The 17183-nt window shown below is 48.6% G+C and carries 10 protein-coding genes and 1 tRNA gene; 1 reads left to right on the top strand and 10 read right to left on the bottom strand.

The genetic code is table 11. The annotated features are described in order from the left end of the window. Window positions 1-3: 3 nt before the first annotated feature. The 3 genes from abc-f to rlmKL are packed head-to-tail and all read right to left on the bottom strand — an operon-like array spanning window position 4 to window position 4309. Complete coding sequence (gene abc-f, locus KZ771_RS04790) at window positions 4-1947, bottom strand: ribosomal protection-like ABC-F family protein (protein WP_290654535.1); 1944 nt, start codon at window positions 1945-1947, stop codon at window positions 4-6. Continuing rightward, window positions 1944-2174 (bottom strand): glutaredoxin family protein, encoded by a 231-nt coding sequence (locus KZ771_RS04795; RefSeq protein WP_290654536.1) that lies wholly within the window; start codon window positions 2172-2174, stop codon window positions 1944-1946. The genes abc-f and KZ771_RS04795 overlap by 4 nt, the downstream gene beginning before the upstream one ends. Before the next feature lie 11 nt (window positions 2175-2185). Further along, complete coding sequence (rlmKL, locus tag KZ771_RS04800; protein ID WP_290654537.1) at window positions 2186-4309, bottom strand: bifunctional 23S rRNA (guanine(2069)-N(7))-methyltransferase RlmK/23S rRNA (guanine(2445)-N(2))-methyltransferase RlmL; 2124 nt, start codon at window positions 4307-4309, stop codon at window positions 2186-2188. Window positions 4310-4497: 188 nt separating this feature from the next. Between rlmKL and KZ771_RS04805 the strand changes: the two genes are divergently transcribed. After that, window positions 4498-4574, top strand: a tRNA-Met gene (locus KZ771_RS04805). A gap of 50 nt (window positions 4575-4624) precedes the next feature. Here the strand turns inward: KZ771_RS04805 and KZ771_RS04810 are convergent. The 7 genes from KZ771_RS04810 to KZ771_RS04840 form a co-directional block, all read right to left on the bottom strand. After that, window positions 4625-5170 carry a cell division protein ZapC domain-containing protein gene (locus tag KZ771_RS04810; RefSeq protein ID WP_365996726.1) on the bottom strand — a complete coding sequence of 182 codons (546 nt, stop codon included), beginning with the start codon at window positions 5168-5170 and terminating at the stop codon, window positions 4625-4627. 102 nt (window positions 5171-5272) lie between these two features. Continuing rightward, the gene (gene pyrD, locus KZ771_RS04815) at window positions 5273-6289 is read right to left on the bottom strand and encodes a quinone-dependent dihydroorotate dehydrogenase (protein ID WP_290569858.1); all 1017 of its coding nucleotides are present in this window, start codon (window positions 6287-6289) and stop codon (window positions 5273-5275) included. Window positions 6290-6308: 19 nt separating this feature from the next. Further along, the gene (locus tag KZ771_RS04820) at window positions 6309-11153 is read right to left on the bottom strand and encodes an NAD-glutamate dehydrogenase (protein WP_290569857.1); all 4845 of its coding nucleotides are present in this window, start codon (window positions 11151-11153) and stop codon (window positions 6309-6311) included. 220 nt (window positions 11154-11373) lie between these two features. Further along, on the bottom strand, window positions 11374-11601 hold the full coding sequence (locus tag KZ771_RS04825; protein ID WP_133538360.1) for a DUF2835 family protein: 228 nt from the start codon (window positions 11599-11601) through the stop codon (window positions 11374-11376). Window positions 11602-11648: 47 nt separating this feature from the next. Then, on the bottom strand, window positions 11649-14258 hold the full coding sequence (gene pepN / locus KZ771_RS04830; protein WP_290654538.1) for an aminopeptidase N: 2610 nt from the start codon (window positions 14256-14258) through the stop codon (window positions 11649-11651). 26 nt (window positions 14259-14284) lie between these two features. Next, window positions 14285-15745: a Na+/H+ antiporter NhaC gene (gene nhaC, locus KZ771_RS04835; RefSeq protein ID WP_290572462.1), complete on the bottom strand. Its 1461-nt coding sequence runs from the start codon at window positions 15743-15745 to the stop codon at window positions 14285-14287. A 12-nt stretch (window positions 15746-15757) separates the two neighbouring features. Next, a complete protein-coding gene (locus KZ771_RS04840; RefSeq protein ID WP_290654539.1) occupies window positions 15758-17140 on the bottom strand; it encodes a sodium-dependent transporter in 1383 nt (460 codons plus the stop codon). Window positions 17141-17183: the final 43 nt, after the last annotated feature.

The following is a 17183-nucleotide window of genomic DNA, read 5'->3' on the forward strand; positions in this document are numbered from 1 at the left end:
TAACTAACTACTCTGTTTTGATAAATTTTCGAGTTCTTCCCAGCGTTCCAGCAGCATCATCAACGCTTCTTCTAATTCTGCTGCCTGTTGCATCACTGGTTCTGTCACCTCTAAAGGCTGACTAAAAAACTCCGGCTCATTAAGTTGTTGCTGAATCTGTTCCAGCTGTTGTTCTTTTTCTTCTATCGCTGCGGGTAACCCGTCAAGCTCACGCTGTAACTTGTAGGATAACTTTTTCTGACGTTGTGCAGAACCCTTATCCGACAAACTTGTGCTATGTGACCGTTGCGCGTCAGTTTTGGTTCCCTGAGTGCTTGATTTATCCTGACTCGGGGCTGTTGCCGACTTCATAGCTAAATAGTGTTCGAGTTCGCTAAAGCCGCCGATAATTTCAGTGATCACGCCGTCACCTTCAAAATACAACACCGCGGTCGCCGTATTATCGACAAACTCCCGATCGTGGCTTACCAGCAACACAGTCCCTTGGTACTCAGCTATTATTTGCTCAAGCAGTTCCAGCGTTTCGATATCAAGATCATTGGTCGGCTCATCCAGCACCAGGAGATTACTGGGCTTTAACAGTATTTTAGCCAGCAATGCACGGTTCCGCTCGCCGCCCGACAAAGCGGACACTGGCGTACGCGCTTGTTTAGGCGAAAACAAAAAGTCTTGTAAGTAACTCAGAATGTGGCGCGGACGCCCCTGGAAAACAATGTCTTGTTTGCCGTCACCGACGTTGTCCATCACACTTTTTTGCGGATCAAGTTGCGAACGGTGTTGATCAAAATACGCCACTTCCAGGTTCGTGCCGAGCTTGACCTTGCCGCCGTCAACGTCCTGCTCCCCCAGAATCACTTTAATCAGGGTACTTTTTCCGCACCCATTCGGGCCCACGAAAGCAACCTTGTCTCCGCGCTGCAACAACAGATCAAGATCGCGAATGATCGGTTTATCGTCAAATTGCAGCTGTAACTGTTCGCCCTCAAACACGCGCTTGCCTGAGCGGCTCGCCTCGTTAACCCGTAAGTTGGCTTTACCCTGCAGTTCACGCCGTTGCTGACGCTGTTTACGTAAATCCTGTAGCGCCCTCACCCGACCTTCGTTGCGGGTACGCCGAGCCTTAATGCCCTGGCGGATCCAGACTTCTTCGGCCGCTAATTTCTTATCAAATTCGGCATTTTGTGCGGTTTCTACTTCAAGTAATTCCTGCTTTTTAGCCAGATAGCGATCATAATCACCGGGGTAACTGGTTAACTGGCCGCGGTCTAAGTCCACTATTCGCGTGGCCAGGTGGCGAATAAAAGCACGGTCATGACTAATGAACAGCACCGCCCCTTTAAATTCTTTTATTTGTTCTTCTAACCAGCGCACCATGCTGATGTCCAGGTGGTTGGTCGGCTCGTCCAGCAGCAGTACATCGGGATCGACCACCAGTGCGCGCGCTAGAGCCACACGCCGTAACCAGCCCCCGGATAGCTCTGCCATCGACGTATCCGCCGGCAGATTTAAACGGGTAAGCACCTGTTCAATGCGGGTTTCCATTTGCCAGCCATTAAGTGCGTCAATTTTCGCTTGTAACGAATCCATTTCGCTCAACAGTCCGCTACTGGCATCGCCTGCTGCCATCTTCTCGGACAGTAAATGGTAGCGTGCCAGTAACTCACCGCTTTCTGCCAACGCCTCTGCGACGTAATCGTAAACCCGTTGCGGAGATTGTGCCGGGGGATCCTGAGGTAGCCGCGTGACCACCGTATCACCAACGTATTGTACCTGACCGTCGTCAAGCACTACTTGTTGGTAAATAACTTTTAGCAACGTTGACTTGCCGGCACCGTTTCGGCCGACCAGACAAACCCGCTCACCCGGCTCCAGCACAAAGTTTACGTGGTCTAAAATTGCATCGGCACCGAAGGCCAGTTGTGCATCCTGAACTCTCAATAAATTCATGCCGTGACAAACTCCAGCAACTGCGATTGGTCAAAGGGCCAGCGCAGCTCATTATCGTGTGAATCTTTTAGTACCGGTACCAGCCACCCGTACTCTTCTTGTAAAGCAGCATCGGCAGCAATATCGACGACGTTCAGATCGATCGGCTCATCAAGGTCAAGCGCATAAAGCAACTGCAACGCCTGGATACATAAAGGACAGTTCGATTTGGTCAATAAGTAATACATGATAAATTCGACTAAATACGAGAAATAATAAAGTAATGATGTATGCCTTTATGGCGTTTAAAGTCTTCCGGGATCGACGCCTGGGTCTGGTCATTAACGCTAAAACCGGCTTTATCGAGGCCATCTACGTCGATGTCAAACTTGCGGCGATTATTAGAAAACAAAATAACCCCGTCATCAGTCAGCAAACGAGCCGCAGTTTTTATTAACCCGACATGGTCACGCTGAATATCCAGCGTGCCGTCCATGCGTTTGGAGTTACTAAAGGTCGGCGGATCAAGGAAGATAACATCGAATGGTGCGCTGTCGCGATTTTCTCTTAACCAGTTAAAGCAATCGGCCTGAATGAATTCGTATTGCGGCCCATGTAAGTCGTTTAGCGCAAAATTTCGTTTACCCCACTGCAAGTACGTCTTCGACATATCAACCGAAACGACTCGATTAGCACCACCGAGAGCCGCCTGAACGGAGGCCGAACAGGTATAAGCAAATAAATTCAGAACATCAAGCCCGTCACACTTATCAAATAGCTCTTTGCGAACTAGCCGGTGATCAAGAAACAAACCGGTATCCAGGTAATCGGTTAAGTTAACCTCAAACAACCCACGGTACTCCCGCACGTTAAGGCATACGCTTTCAGACCGCTGTTGCCGCTTCTGATACTGCTGCGTTCCTGACTGGCGTTGACGTACTTTTAATATGATGTTCTCTTCGGCAAATGGCAATACATCACTAATGGTCTCGAGCAAGTGCCAAAGGCGATCGCGGGCGACACCTTCCGGAATCGTTTTCGGCGGTGCATATTCCTGCACGACTAAATAATCGGCATAAACATCAATAGCCGCGTTGTAGTCGGGTAAATCGGCATCGTACAGGCGCCATGCTTCCAGACCTTCTTTGGCCGCCCATTTAGACAGCTTTTGATGGTTCTTTTTTAACCGGTTAGCAATGTCATCGCCTTTACTTTCTGTAAATACGGGCTGTTCTTTAGTTAAGTCATAGCACGCCAACGTCACGTCTAGCGCACCATTAAGAAACTTATATTTTTTGTCACTGCGCAATTTCAGGCGTTTTAACAAACTTTCATCGCCGGCCAGAATGCCGAGCTTCCAGCCCTGAAATTGAGCGCTTAACTGGCGTCCGAAGCGACGGTACAACAGCAAAGTCTCGACTTCTTCACCCAGTCGCTCGCCATAAGGCGGGTTGGTTACTAATAGCCCGTCAGATGCAGGCGCCTGTGTTTGCAACGCATCGGCAACATCAAAACTGACAATGTCTTTAAGTAACGCGCGTTTTGCGTTGCTGCGTGCAGCATCAATTAAGTGCGGATTAGTATCTGACCCGCTAATAGAACCGTTGAATTGCGCCCGCCCTTTCTTAAAGCGGGCTTCAGCCTGCTCCAACAGTTCGTGCCAGACGGCAGGTTGGTGACCTTGCCAGGACAAAAAGCCCCAATTAGCTCGACCCAGCCCAGGTGCACAGTCGGTTGCCATTAATGCAGCCTCAATAACTAGAGTGCCGGAGCCACAGAAAGGGTCGAAAAAGTTAAAACACGGCTGACTTAACGCATCACTGATTCCTGCCCGCTGTAATACCGCCGCCGCAAGGTTTTCGCGCAAAGGCGCTTCGCCTTGTTGTTGCCGGTAACCGCGCCGATGCAAACTTTCGCCGGAAAAATCCAGTGACCAAACCAGCTGCCCTTTTGCCAAGCGCGCAGCGATGCGAATGTCCGGATCTTGTTTATCGACATTGGGGCGGGCAAAGCCGCGCGCGGTAAAGTAATCAACAATACCATCTTTAATGATTTGCGCACCAAATTGACTATGCCGGATCTCATCACTGCGGCCGTTAAAATCGACGATAAGTGTGTTATCCGCACGCATCACCTGCTGCCAGTCAAATTGGGTAATAACCGCCTGTATGTCGGCAGCGGTAGTAACATCTGCCCTACCCAGCTGCAGCAGAACTCGGCTGGCCAGACGTGACCATAACGCGACAGTGTAGGCTTGTTGTAATGACGCGGTAATCTGGCAACCGGCCATGGTTTGCTTTACATCGTCAATGCCCAGCTGTTTAAGCTCTTCAAACAATAACGGCTCGATACCTTTAGCACAGGCAATGAAGTAGGTTTGCATCAAAATGGAAGTTTCTCTTAGCTGACGTTAAAACTGCGATGATTATACAGAATGCGAGGCAAGGTGTCTGTAGCTAAGCCAACTGAATGATTTAACAGCAATTTGATGACTTATTAGCCGAACAAATAAAAATACCAAAATAACGCTTGCGTTGGCGTCACATAATCACTACTATGCATCGCATCGGACGCGGGGTGGAGCAGTCTGGTAGCTCGTCGGGCTCATAACCCGAAGGTCGTAGGTTCAAATCCTGCCCCCGCAACCAATTCTTTCCTTATTACTCAATGCTTTTCATCGAATATCTCAAATAATCTTTTAGGCTAACTTCATCGACCAAGCAGTTTGTGCTGTCTTAGCTAAATCGATCGTTGCCGGTAATAAGCGATTGTTCAATACCTTCATCACCTGATATTGACGTAAAGTCTTGATCGCTGAAACCTGCATAGACGGGCTTAGCAACATGCAGCTTGCAAATTCGTCATCGATATCGAGAATTAAGAAAATCCCCTGATCAAAGCCTGAATTAAGCTCACACAGTGTGCGTTCCGCAGGCCATTGTTCTAGGTCAGATTTTTGAAAGTGCCAGCTTTGTGGCATTTGAGGGCAACCAAAACGAATAAAGGCAACCGCACACAAGGCGGCTGTGTGGGCATCAACTGGCAAGGTATCATCACCATAGTGTTGCAAGGCTTCTGACCAGGTCTGGTAAGCATTGGCATCATCAATATCGAATGGCTGCTCCGCAAAAGATATATTAACCAGTTGCTGCGGCTTGTAGGGAAGACGATAAATACCAGCATCGCCGTCACCCGTATCGATAGCGAGTTGCTGCTGCTCATTATAGAGCCAGCGCCATTGCATTGCGTCTTGCAAAATCAATCCTTTATGGTTTTGTTTTTTAGAATTGCGCAAATAAAATACTAAAACCTGCCCTCGCTTACAAGGGCAAAGTTCTATTATTCGTTATAACGCCTGAACAATGTTCTTAACAAGCTTTGGACCTTGATAGATAAAGCCCGTGTAAACCTGCACCAAACTTGCGCCTGCGGATAGCTTTTCCTGAGCGCTCTCGGCTGAGTCGATACCGCCAACGCCTATAATTGGAATGTGCTGGTCTAAATGTTGACGCAGCGTTTTAATCACCTTTGTACTTGGCAATCGCACCGGATGACCACTTAGACCCCCTGCTTCGCCCGCCAGCGTTTGATCTTGCAAACCGTCGCGCGATAACGTGGTGTTGGTAGCAATCACACCATCGATCCCGGTGCGGTTAAACGCCGCAGCCATGGTGCTGATCTCTGATGCTGATAAATCGGGTGCAATTTTAACCACTAATGGCACGTACTGACCGTGCTGTTCAGTTAGCTCCGCCTGGCGTTGCTTTAAGCCACTAAGCAAGTTGTCCAGAGCATCACCATGCTGAAAGTTACGCAACCCCGGTGTGTTGGGTGACGAGATGTTAATCGTCACGTAATCTGCCCACGGGTAGACTTTATCCAGGCACTGGCAGTAATCGTCCAGCGCATCAGCTTCCTCAGTGGTTTTGTTTTTACCGATATTAATGCCCAGTACACCACCAAACCCCTTACTGCGGGTCGCTTTTACCTGCTCGACCAAAGCCTCAACGCCGTCGTTATTAAAACCCATGCGGTTAATAATCGCCTGATCCCGGGTTAATCGAAATAATCGCGGCTTTGCATTGCCTGGCTGCGGCTTTGGGGTAACAGTGCCAACTTCGATAAAACCAAAGCCCATTTGTGAAAATGCATGAATACAACGGGCATTCTTATCTAAACCGGCAGCCAACCCAACCGGGTTGTCAAAGGTTATACCCATCACAGTGACAGGCCTGGAAGGCACCCGCTGACGCCAAAACAGCGCCAACGGCGTACGCGAAAAGCGTTGCAGCATACCCAGCGCTAGATCGTGCGAGCGCTCGGCATCCTGTTTAAACAGCCAGCTTTTGACTAATGAATACACTGTTATCAGTTCCTATTCATTAACCAACAATCTTAGGCGCACAGTTGTGGCTAAGCAGCATGAGCTCTCGTAAAGCGACTGAGAATTTCGCAAACTCGTGGCTCTTAGTCGTACGGAAGTCAGACAACATGCTCTGCCAACGCTGCAGTAACACCTCGTTTTGTTCCATCCACTCCTGCAAGCGTGCTTCTGGCTTACTGCTATCCTCGGTTGACTTCAGCACCACTAGCGTCAACGACCGCTGCTGCCAGTCCAGCTCCTCACGGAACGCCGCGCGAGCCAAGGCCTGCCAGTGGTTAGCGACCGGCTGTCCGTTAATCTGATTCAGGAACCAGTGCAGGTTAAGCTTAGCGCCAAGGAAGAAGTACAAACGCCCAACGGTATTAAAGTCCTGCTGGGTATTATGAGCAATTTCAGCAACATCCATTGCCGAGAATACGGTACTCAAACACGCGATGCGTTTAGCCAGCGTTTCCGGATAACCCAACTGCTCGTATTTAGTCGCATTATCACGAAGCACGGTTGCCTCGTCTTCCGTCATGTAATCCAGACAGTTGTCACGGAGATCATCAAAAGCCGGCATATAAAAGTCCAGGTGCTCCTGGATTCCGTTCAACGACGGGTTACGATGGCGCAGGAACCAACGTGTTGCGCGACGTACCATGCGACGCAGCTGGAATAAAATTTCATTCTGTGACTCGGCCGGCACCTTGTTATTAAGCGCTTCAATCTCTTCATTCAGCTCTTCTACACGGAAGCACTCACGCGCAATAACATAGGCCGTTGCAATTTCGGCTTCAGTCGCACCAGTCGCTTCCTGCTTACGTAAGACGAAGTTCGGACCCATGTCGTTGACAATATTATTCGCCAATTTAGTGGCAATAATTTGTCCCTTCAGCGGGTGCGACTCCATAGCCTCTGCAAAGCGTTTACGCAACGGTTTCGGGAACGAGTCAAACAGTTCGCGGGCATGGTAAGGGTCTTCGGTAATTTCATCAGAAATCAGCTGTTCCTTTAATACCATTTTGCCGTACGCCGTAATAACCGACAGTTCCGGACGTGTCAGCCCTTTATTGGCGGCCTGACGCTCGGCTAACTCGTCATCACTGGGCAAAAACTCCAGCGCGCGGTTAAGCGAGCCTTCACGCTCAAGCTCATGAATAAAGCGTTGTAACTCTTTAATTTGATCGGCACCGCGCAGCGCAGTAACCGAGATAGACTGCGTTTGACGGTTACAGTCATCAAGAACGATTTCTGCCACCTCGTCAGTCATGTCATACAATAACTGATCACGCTGCTTCTTAGTCAGATCACCGCTGTTAACCAGCCCGTTTAACAGGATCTTGATATTGACTTCGTTATCTGAACAGTCAACGCCACCCACGTTATCAACAAAGTCGGTATTAATACGCCCGCCTTTTTGGGCAAACTCGATACGTCCCAATTGGGTAAAGCCGAGGTTTCCGCCTTCGCCGACAATCTTAGCGTTTAATTCGCTGCCGTTAACACGCAAGGCGTCGTTAGCACGATCACCAACATCAGAATCGGTTTCCTGCTTGCCTTTAACGTAAGTACCGATACCACCGTTCCAGATCAGATCGACCTTCATGGTTAAGCAGGCTTTGATCAATTCGTTAGGTGTCATTGATTTTTTCTGTGAACCTAACATCTGCTTCATTTCCGGCGTCAGTTCAATCGCCTTAGCGCTGCGTTTGAATACACCACCGCCTTTAGAAATTAATTCAGCATTGTAGTCTTCCCAGCTCGAACGCGGCAGTTTAAACAAGCGATCGCGTTCTTCCCACGAACTGGCAGCATCCGGGTTCGGGTCGATAAAGATATGCATGTGGTTAAACGCTGCCTGCAAGCGAGTGTGCTTAGACAACAACATACCATTACCAAACACGTCCCCGCCCATGTCGCCAACCGCCACACAGGTGAAATCGGTTGTTTGGCAATCTATGCCCATCTCACGGAAGTGGCGTTTAACTGACTCCCACGCGCCGCGGGCAGTAATACCCATTTTTTTATGGTCATAACCGACCGAGCCACCGGACGCAAACGCATCGCCAAGCCAGAACTTATATTCTGCTGAGATGCCGTTAGCAATATCGGAGAAGGTTGCAGTACCCTTATCCGCTGCGACCACCAGGTACGGGTCATCTTCATCATGGCGAACCACGTTTTCAGGCGGGATGATCTCGCCTTCAATGATATTGTCGGTGATGTCCAGTAACGCCCGAATAAAGGTTTTATAACAAGCCTGGCCTTCGGCCATCATGCCTTCGCGGTCATCCGGTAAGGCTTTACAAATAAACCCGCCTTTTGCACCTACCGGCACAATAACGGTGTTTTTAACTTGTTGTGCTTTAACCAAGCCAAGAACTTCGGTACGGAAATCTTCGCGACGATCTGACCAGCGCAGACCACCCCGGGCAACTTTCCCACCCCGCAGATGGATACCCTCTACCCGTGGCGAATACACAAAGATTTCGAATTTTGGCAGTGGTAACGGCATTTCCGGTACCAGTTCAGGCAGAAATTTAACTGAGATATAAGGTTTATCGTTACCCTGCTCGTCTTGCTGGAAGAAGTTGGTGCGCAGAGCGGCATCAATCAACTCGACATAACGACGGATGATGCGGTCGTCATCCAGGTTGGCGACGTTATCCAACTCGGTGTTTATACGCGTATGTAAAGCGTCCAGCTTCTTGTCGCTGTCCTTGGTGCCGGGTTCGAAGCGAGTGAAGAACATTTTTACCACCAGCTTCGCCAGCAGCGGATATTTGCTGAACGTGCTTTCGATATAGTTTTGACTAAAGGTGGTACCAATTTGACGCATATATTTAGCAAACATGCGCAAAATAGTTACCTGACGACCGGTCATTCCGGCGCCCAGTACCAAACGGTTAAAGCCGTCGTCCTCGAGTTCGCCATTCCACACCTTGGCAAAGGCTGCCTGGAATAGCTCACGCGTTTCCTCCAACACCAGTGGGCCACCGGTATGGATCATCTGGAAGTCCAGCACCCAGTAAACCACGCCGTCGGCAGTTCGGATAGGGTATGGACTTTCGCCAATCACCCGTAAACCGAAGTTTTCAAGCATAGGTAACACATCAGACAAATGGATCGGCTCGTCTTTATGGAACAACTTAAGCCGCAGATGAACACTGTCATCTTTCTCTTCCTGCGCCCGATACAACACCATGCCAAGCTTGTGGTCATCGTCGAGTGACTCTAACTGTTTTAAGTCAGAAATAGCGACCGATGGTAAAACTTCTTCTTTATAGGAACGCGGGAACGCAGAACCGTAGCGTTTTAAAAGCTGCGTTGCTTTCGCTTCACCAAAAGTTGAATGAACGATACGCTCAAAGTTATCTTCCCATGTGCGGGCGGCTTCAATTAAATTCTGTTCTAGTTCTTTCACGTTCACGTCCTGTTGTTCATCGCGCAAGCGAACGGTGTAATGCGTACGGGCCAACGAGCTTTCCGAAAAATACGTGGTAAAGTCGACATCGTAATCAGTCTGTAACGTGCGTTGCAGAATCTGTTGTGTGCGTTGGCGAAGAATGGTGTTGTAACGCTCTTTTGGTACATACACCATAATTGACATAAAACGACCGAAAATATCACGGCGGACGAAGGCACGGGTCATATCGCGTTCCTGCATTTGCAGAACACCTAAACCGACGTCTAGCAAATCTTCTTCGTCTGCTTGCACAATTTCATCGCGCGGGTACGTTTCCAGAATATTTAACAAGGCTTTAGCTGCATGAGACTGATGCGCAAAGCCCGACAATTCGAGCACGCGTTGAATCTTCTCGCTAACCAGCGGAATATCGCGGGCACTATCGTTGTAGAAGTGCGCCGAATACAAACCGATAAAGCGTTCTTCGCCGATAACCTCGCCCTGCTCGTTAAAACGCTTTATACCGATATAATCAAAATAGGCCGGACGGTGAACGCGTGATTTATTGTTGGTTTTGGTCAGCAATAATATGCGGTCGTCGTGACTAATTTCACGACCGTCTTCCGGCAATGTCGAAATTAAGCGACCTTTATCGCTAACGGAGTTACGCATCAATCCCAACGAGCTGTCTTTGACTTGTTTCAGCTCGTAATCGCCTTTAACTGGCTTAAGGTCATAGGATCGACAGCCAATTAACGTGAAATTATCGTCGGTCAGCCAGCTTAAGAAACGTTCAATTTCCTTCTTATGAGCCTTAGTGCCGGGATAGCTATCGGCACTTACCTGCCCGGCAACCGTTTTTAACCGTTCGCGCATCGGCTGCCAGTCGCTAACCGCGAGGCTGATCTCTTCCATCACCGAGATTAATTCTTTGCGAATGGCTTTAATGTCGTCTTTGCTGGTTTGACGGTCAATCTCAATCAGGAACACCGTATCGACGTGATTATCACCGCGCGTGCCCGGCTTTAACATCGACGATATTTGATTGTCGTTATCGCGTTCGTGACTAATCGGCATATGTAACAACAAGTGCGTAGTAATGCCCAGTCGCTGCAGCGCCATACGCACCGAGTCCACCATAAACGGCATATCGCTTTGGATAATCTCGATAATGGTATGTGGTGATTCCCAGCCGTCGTTTGGCACATCCGGGTTATAGACTTTTATTAACGCCTTATCACCGGGTTTATATTCATTAAAACTGTGCCATAAACCGAGTACAGCACCATACATATCGCTGTCGTTGCGGTGACTGAGGTCGTCAGAGGCAATGTTGCGATACAGACGTTTAGCAAACTCCTGTACCAATTGGGATTGAGAAGAAGGGACTTTGTTCTTGATTAAATCAACAACTTTCTCCAGTAAAACTGGAGTTTGACCATCGACCAACGACATAATTGCAGTGTCCTTGAGCTTTATTAGTGAAACGTCGTAGGTAAGCCGAACAGCGACCCACGGCCCGATAATCTATGATGGATGTTATTGTCGGACATTTAGCCTAGGCTTTCAACGCTATTTGACGTAATACTTCACTCTTTAGACCAGCCAATTTTAAAGGATATGAGCTTTATTGACATAATTAACCCATAAACTCATAACGGCGCTGAAAACTTGCTCAACGTAAGCGTTCCAGCCCCTTGAATTTATTCTGGCTATCAACGGTAAGCCTGAACAACCCCCGAACGCCGGAAGAATCCACAAACGGCACCATGCGCCCTGCCGGAATAGCAACACGCATGCCGTTTGTAGCGGTAACGACTAATTGTTGTGCGCCACCGCCATAGTATATTTCGGTGAACTCCTGGTAAGTCATCGACACCGAAAACTCATAGCTTAGGGTCATTATTACGCCTCATAGAACACCCTAGTGGCCTGCATTGACTGTAATAGTTATGCAGCCAGACTATTTTCCACTTTTTCCTGCAAATCACTGGCTAAATTCGGTAACGCGCTTAATTCTTCCAGCTGTTGCTTCATTAACGCCTGCCTGTTCGCATCATAGCGTTTCCAGGACATAAACGCGCTAAGTAGGCGCGAGGCAACCTGTGGGTTGCTGTCATTCAGCGTTTGAATAACACCACCAATTAAGCGATAACCAGCGCCGTCGGCACGATGGAACTGTGCAAGGTTTTGAGTAAATGCAGCTAATAGTGAATACACCCGGTTAGGGTTATCCAAACTAAAATCAGCATGCTGCATCAATGTTTCTATGCGTGCGACAGTAGCATCGTTATCTGCCAGAGCCTGGGTCTGGAACCATTTATCCATCACCAGTTTTTCGCCCTGCCATTGCTGATCAAAGCGGTTTAAAAGCTCTTCAGCGACGCTATGCTCAGTCCAGGTTACCGCTTGCAGAACAGCCAGCGTATCAGTCATGTTGTCTGCTTGCTCATAGACTGACTCGAACCATGCCGCGTCATCGTTAATTTCAGCTAAATAACTTAGCAAGGTATTGCGTAACTGGCGTTGCGAGATGTCATCCCCCTGCAGCTGATAGTCATGCGCTTTTAATGTTGCAGTTAACTGCTGATAACGCGCCATGACATCATCCTTCAGCGCCTGCGCTAACTGTTTCTTTAACTGTTTAAGATTATGACGCAGTTGCTCTACCGGAATTTCGTCATAGTTATCAGCCAGTGTGGCAGCACCGGGAGGCGTCAAAGCCAATGCGATCAGAGCAGGATCTGCGTCACTAGTTAATAGTTGCCGACATGCCGAGATTGTTTGTTGGTCTAACTTAACCGTCGTTTGTTGCGCTATTGCCTGATGAATTAATTCGCCAAACAATTGTTGTGATGCATCCCAACGGCTCACCGGATCCGGCGCGTGTGCCATCAGTGTTCGTAAATCATTTGCGCTTATCTTACGCGATACCTTCACCGGCGCCGAAAAATTATCAAACAGTGACACCACGGGCTGTTCGCCGGCTTGCAGTTTTGCGCTAAAGTCGCCATTAATGACAAACTGTTGTTGCTCCTTTTGAAGGTGCAACAAGCCCTCATTCAAGGTGATGACCTGACCCGACGGGGCTACAGCAGAAATCTTAACCGGTATATGAAACGGCAACTTTTCACTTTGCCCGGGCGTGGCAGGCGTAGTCTGTCGCAACGCAATGTTGAGCTGTTGTTTATCCTGATCAAAGTCCACATCGGCCTCTACCTGCGGCGTTCCCGCCTGCGAGTACCAACGGCGGAACTGACTGAAGTCCTGCTCGTTCGCAGCTTCCATCGCAGCGACAAAATCTTCACAGGTAACCGCCTGACCGTCATGGCGCTCGACATACAATTGCATACCGCGCTGAAAGCCTGCTTCACCCAGCAATGTGTGCAGCATACGTATAACTTCCGCCCCCTTGTTATAAACGGTGACAGTATAGAAGTTATTCATCTCCAACACTTTGTCGGGGCGTATCGGGTGAGCCATCGGTCCGGCATCTTCAGTGAATTGATGCGAGCGGATAATTTTAACGTCCTGAATACGATTGACTGCACGAGAGCCTAAATCCGAACTAAACTCTTGATCGCGGAATACCGTCAGGCCTTCCTTTAAACTTAACTGAAACCAGTCGCGACAAGTAATACGGTTGCCGGTCCAGTTATGAAAGTATTCGTGGCCAATCACCGATTCAACATTTAGAAAGTCCTGGTCAGTTGCGGTAGCTGGATTGGCTAACACGTATTTAGCGTTAAATACGTTTAAGCCTTTGTTCTCCATCGCGCCCATGTTGAAAAAATCAACCGCCACAACCATGTAGATATCGAGGTCATAAACCAGGCCAAAACGCTCTTCATCCCATTTCATCGCATTCTTTAGCGACGTCATGGCATGCTCTGAACGGTCAAGGTTACCCTTATCGACGAACAGCTCCAGCTTAACATCACGCCCTTCGCGGGTTGTAAAACTGTCGCGTAATACGTCAAAATCACCGGCGACGAGTGCAAACAGGTAACTTGGTTTAGGGTAAGGGTCCTGCCATACCGCAACATGCTTGTCACCGCGCTGCTCGTTTTTTATCAGGTTGCCATTTGATAATAAATAAGGGTACTGCGATTTATCGCCAATAATAGTGGTGGTAAAACGCGCCAACACATCGGGACGATCAAGATAATAGGTTATGCGCCGAAATCCTTCTGCCTCGCATTGCGTACAGTAAGTATTTTCCGCCAAATAGAGTCCTTCGAGGGCTTTATTCTGGCTCGGGTTAATATCGTTAATAATGGTCAGTGTGAAACGGTTTTTATCGGTTGATAGTACCAATTGCTGATCGTTCACCGAATAATCATCGCCGTTTAATGTTTTGTCATCCAAACTGGCCTGTACCAACTGCAAGCCTTCGCCATCCAGCACCAACGGCTGTTGGTGGCTGCCCTGACGTTCAACCACCATGGTGTTGGTCACACGCGTCTGGTTGGGATCCAGTTCAAAGGTCAAATCGACCGAATGAATAGTAAAATCGGGCGCTTGATAATCCTTACGATATTTTGCCGTTTTTTGTGACATAACCTTCCATTATTAGTTAATGATGACTAAGCGTTTTGCGTTTGCGCATCAGACTCTGGTTTAAGATACAAAATCGTCCAACCGGTGTAGGCAAATACAATCGCTATCAGCGGTGTTAAATAGTTAAAGAACGCATAGATGCCGTACTCGAACGGACTAACCGCCAACACGCTAAACATATACGCACCACAGGTATTCCACGGAATTAATGCAGACGTTATGGTGCCGCTATCTTCTAACGTTCGGGACAATACCCTTGGATCAAGATTACGGCGCGCATACTCTTCTTTAAACATACGTCCGGGCAGCACAATAGCCATGTATTGATCAGCGGTTAACACGTTAGCGCCAAAACAGGTGAAGATGGTACCGGTAATTAATGAGCCAACGCTTTTGGATGCTTTCAGCATGCCTTGAATGAAGCGCTTAAGCAGTCCCAGTTTTTCCATAATAGCGCCAAAGGTCATGGCGCTTAAAATCAGCCACAGGGTATTGAGCATGCTGACCATGCCGCCGCCGCTTAATAACGAATCCAGGTTGGTGCTGCCGGTACTGACGGTGGTGCCGTCGGACATAGCCAGCCACACCACTTTGATACCCGCTAATAACCCTGTTTCTCCGGCCATTTGCTCAACCATATCGGGCTGAAAAATTAATGCCCATGCACCACCTAAAAGAGCCCCGAAAAATACCGTTGGCAACGCCGGCTTGCGGGTTGCAGCTAAATACAGCAGCACCGCTAAAGGCACCAGCATTTCCCAGCCTATGTTAAAGGTGTCGGATAATTGCGATTGCATTTCTTCCAATCTTACCAGGCTGACATTGGTGTCGGCATTGAGCCCCAAAAACAGAAAAATAACTACAGAGATAACAAATGCCGGAATAGCGGTATAGCCCATGTAGCGAATGTGTGAGAACAAGTCGGTACCGGCTACCGCGGGTGCGAGGTTGGTGGTATCGGATAATGGCGACATTTTGTCACCAAAATAAGCACCCGAAACAATAGCACCCGCTGCAATTGCCGGTTCCAGGCCCATACCCGATGCAACGCCCATCAAGGCAACACCGATGGTAGCCGCTGTGGTCCAGGAACTACCGATAGACAGCGCTACCACGCCACAGATTATGCAGCTAGCCGCATAAAAAAGGCTGGGGTTGAGTAGTTCCAAACCATAATAAATCAAAGTCGGTACGGTACCCGATAATAACCAGGTACCAATTAATGAACCAACCGCCAGAATAATTAGCATGGCGCCAAGCGCGACAGAAATCCCGTCAGTGATTCCTTCTTCGATTTGGGCCCAGCTAAAGCCATTCTTAAAGCCAATGATCAGCGCAATACCGGAGGCGACCCATAGTGCTATTTGGTTTGGTCCATAAGAGGAGTCCTCACCAAAAAAGTACACCGATGAAGCCAGCATAATAATAAGCGCTAATAACGGGATGAGCGCTTGCAAAAGTGACGGTTGTTTAGTTGATTGCGTCATTAGATAAGTGACCTACAGTTGAATTACACCGATTAATTGCAAAAAGATGATGATGATAGCAATAGGCGCTACATATTTCAGGCACAGTAGCCATACATCATAGAGACCGCGAGTGCTGTCCAGCTCGTCTTCCGAGTATTGACGTTGCATAACCCAGCCTGCCAGTAACGCGAGTAATAAACCACCAAGCGGCAGCAGTAAACTGGACGTTAACGCATCTATAAGATCGAATATGCTGGCCAATGGCTTACCAAAGAATGACATATCAAGTTGCGTCCAGCTGGCGCCGGCAAATGAATGTACCGTTAATTGCCCTAATCCCCAAAGTACTGTGCCCGATATGATGGTGGCAGGCCAGCGGCCGACGTTAAATTTTTCCGAAACAAAGGCAACCGAGGATTCGATCATTGCGATAGCCGAGGTAAATGCCGCGATAACCAGCATCAAAAAGAACAGCGTGCCGACCAAAGCACCACCGGTCATTTCGCTAAAGGCAATGGGTAAGGTGGTAAAAATAAGACCGGGTCCTTCGCTTGGCGTTAAGCCAAAGCCAAACACCAATGGGAATATTGCCAAGCCTGCCAATAACGCGACAAAGGTATCCAGCACTGCGATCCAGATACTGGTTTGCACAATCGACGTTTCTTTAGGCAAATAAGCGCCGTACATAATAACGACACCCGATGCCAGCCCCAGAGTAAAAAACGAATGGCCCAGTGCAATCATCACGCCGTTAACCGATAACTTGCTAAAGTCCGGGTCAAACATAAAGTGGAATGCCTGCCAAAAATCACCAATGGCGCCGGAATAAACAGCAATACCGAGTAATAAAGCAATCATCGCCGGTAATAAAAACCTCACCGCACGCTCTAGCCCTTTATTAACCCCCTTGCCCACCACTAATATGGTAGCCACGATAATCAACGTATGCCACGCGGTAAGCTCCAACGGCGAAGACAGTAACTGACCAAAGGTATTGCCGATTTGCTCGGCGTCCGCGCCAGTAAACACACCTTGCGCCGCCTTGGCGACGTAAGCAGCTCCCCAGCCGGCGATGACAGCATAAAAGCTGAGTACCAGATAGCCTGTTAACATCCCCAACCACCCGGCAAGCTGCCAGGCAGATGATTTACCGGATTCTTGCGCTACTGATTTAGCCGCATATCCCGGCGAGTGGCGGCCACGTCGACCAATAACCACCTCGGCCATCATAATCGGCAAACCAATAAAGGCGATACACAGCAGGTAAACCAGAACGAAAGCTCCGCCGCCGTTCTCACCCATCACGTACGGGAATTTCCAGATGTTGCCGAGGCCAACTGCGGCTGCGGCAGAGGCCAGCACAAAAGATAGTCTACTTGACCAACGGCTTGATATTGTATTTGTTGTTGTCATTGTTGCTTTAGGTCAATTTTTAATAACGGAATAGTTGACCACA

This window comes from Idiomarina sp. (assembly GCF_019431395.1).
Classification (GTDB): domain Bacteria; phylum Pseudomonadota; class Gammaproteobacteria; order Enterobacterales; family Alteromonadaceae; genus Idiomarina.

Bases quoted from the DNA above. Each gene is read 5' to 3' on its own strand.
- rlmKL (WP_290654537.1), bottom strand. From the start codon at position 4,309: ATGCAAACCTACTTCATTGCCTGTGCTAAAGGTATCGAGCCGTTATTG.
- abc-f (WP_290654535.1), bottom strand. From the start codon at position 1,947: ATGAATTTATTGAGAGTTCAGGATGCACAACTGGCCTTCGGTGCCGAT.
- pepN (WP_290654538.1), bottom strand. From the start codon at position 14,258: ATGTCACAAAAAACGGCAAAATATCGTAAGGATTATCAAGCGCCCGAT.
- KZ771_RS04825 (WP_133538360.1), bottom strand. From the start codon at position 11,601: ATGACCCTAAGCTATGAGTTTTCGGTGTCGATGACTTACCAGGAGTTC.
- KZ771_RS04840 (WP_290654539.1), bottom strand. From the start codon at position 17,140: ATGACAACAACAAATACAATATCAAGCCGTTGGTCAAGTAGACTATCT.
- KZ771_RS04820 (WP_290569857.1), bottom strand. From the start codon at position 11,153: ATGTCGTTGGTCGATGGTCAAACTCCAGTTTTACTGGAGAAAGTTGTT.
- KZ771_RS04795 (WP_290654536.1), bottom strand. From the start codon at position 2,174: ATGTATTACTTATTGACCAAATCGAACTGTCCTTTATGTATCCAGGCG.
- nhaC (WP_290572462.1), bottom strand. From the start codon at position 15,745: ATGACGCAATCAACTAAACAACCGTCACTTTTGCAAGCGCTCATCCCG.
- KZ771_RS04810 (WP_365996726.1), bottom strand. From the start codon at position 5,170: ATGCAATGGCGCTGGCTCTATAATGAGCAGCAGCAACTCGCTATCGAT.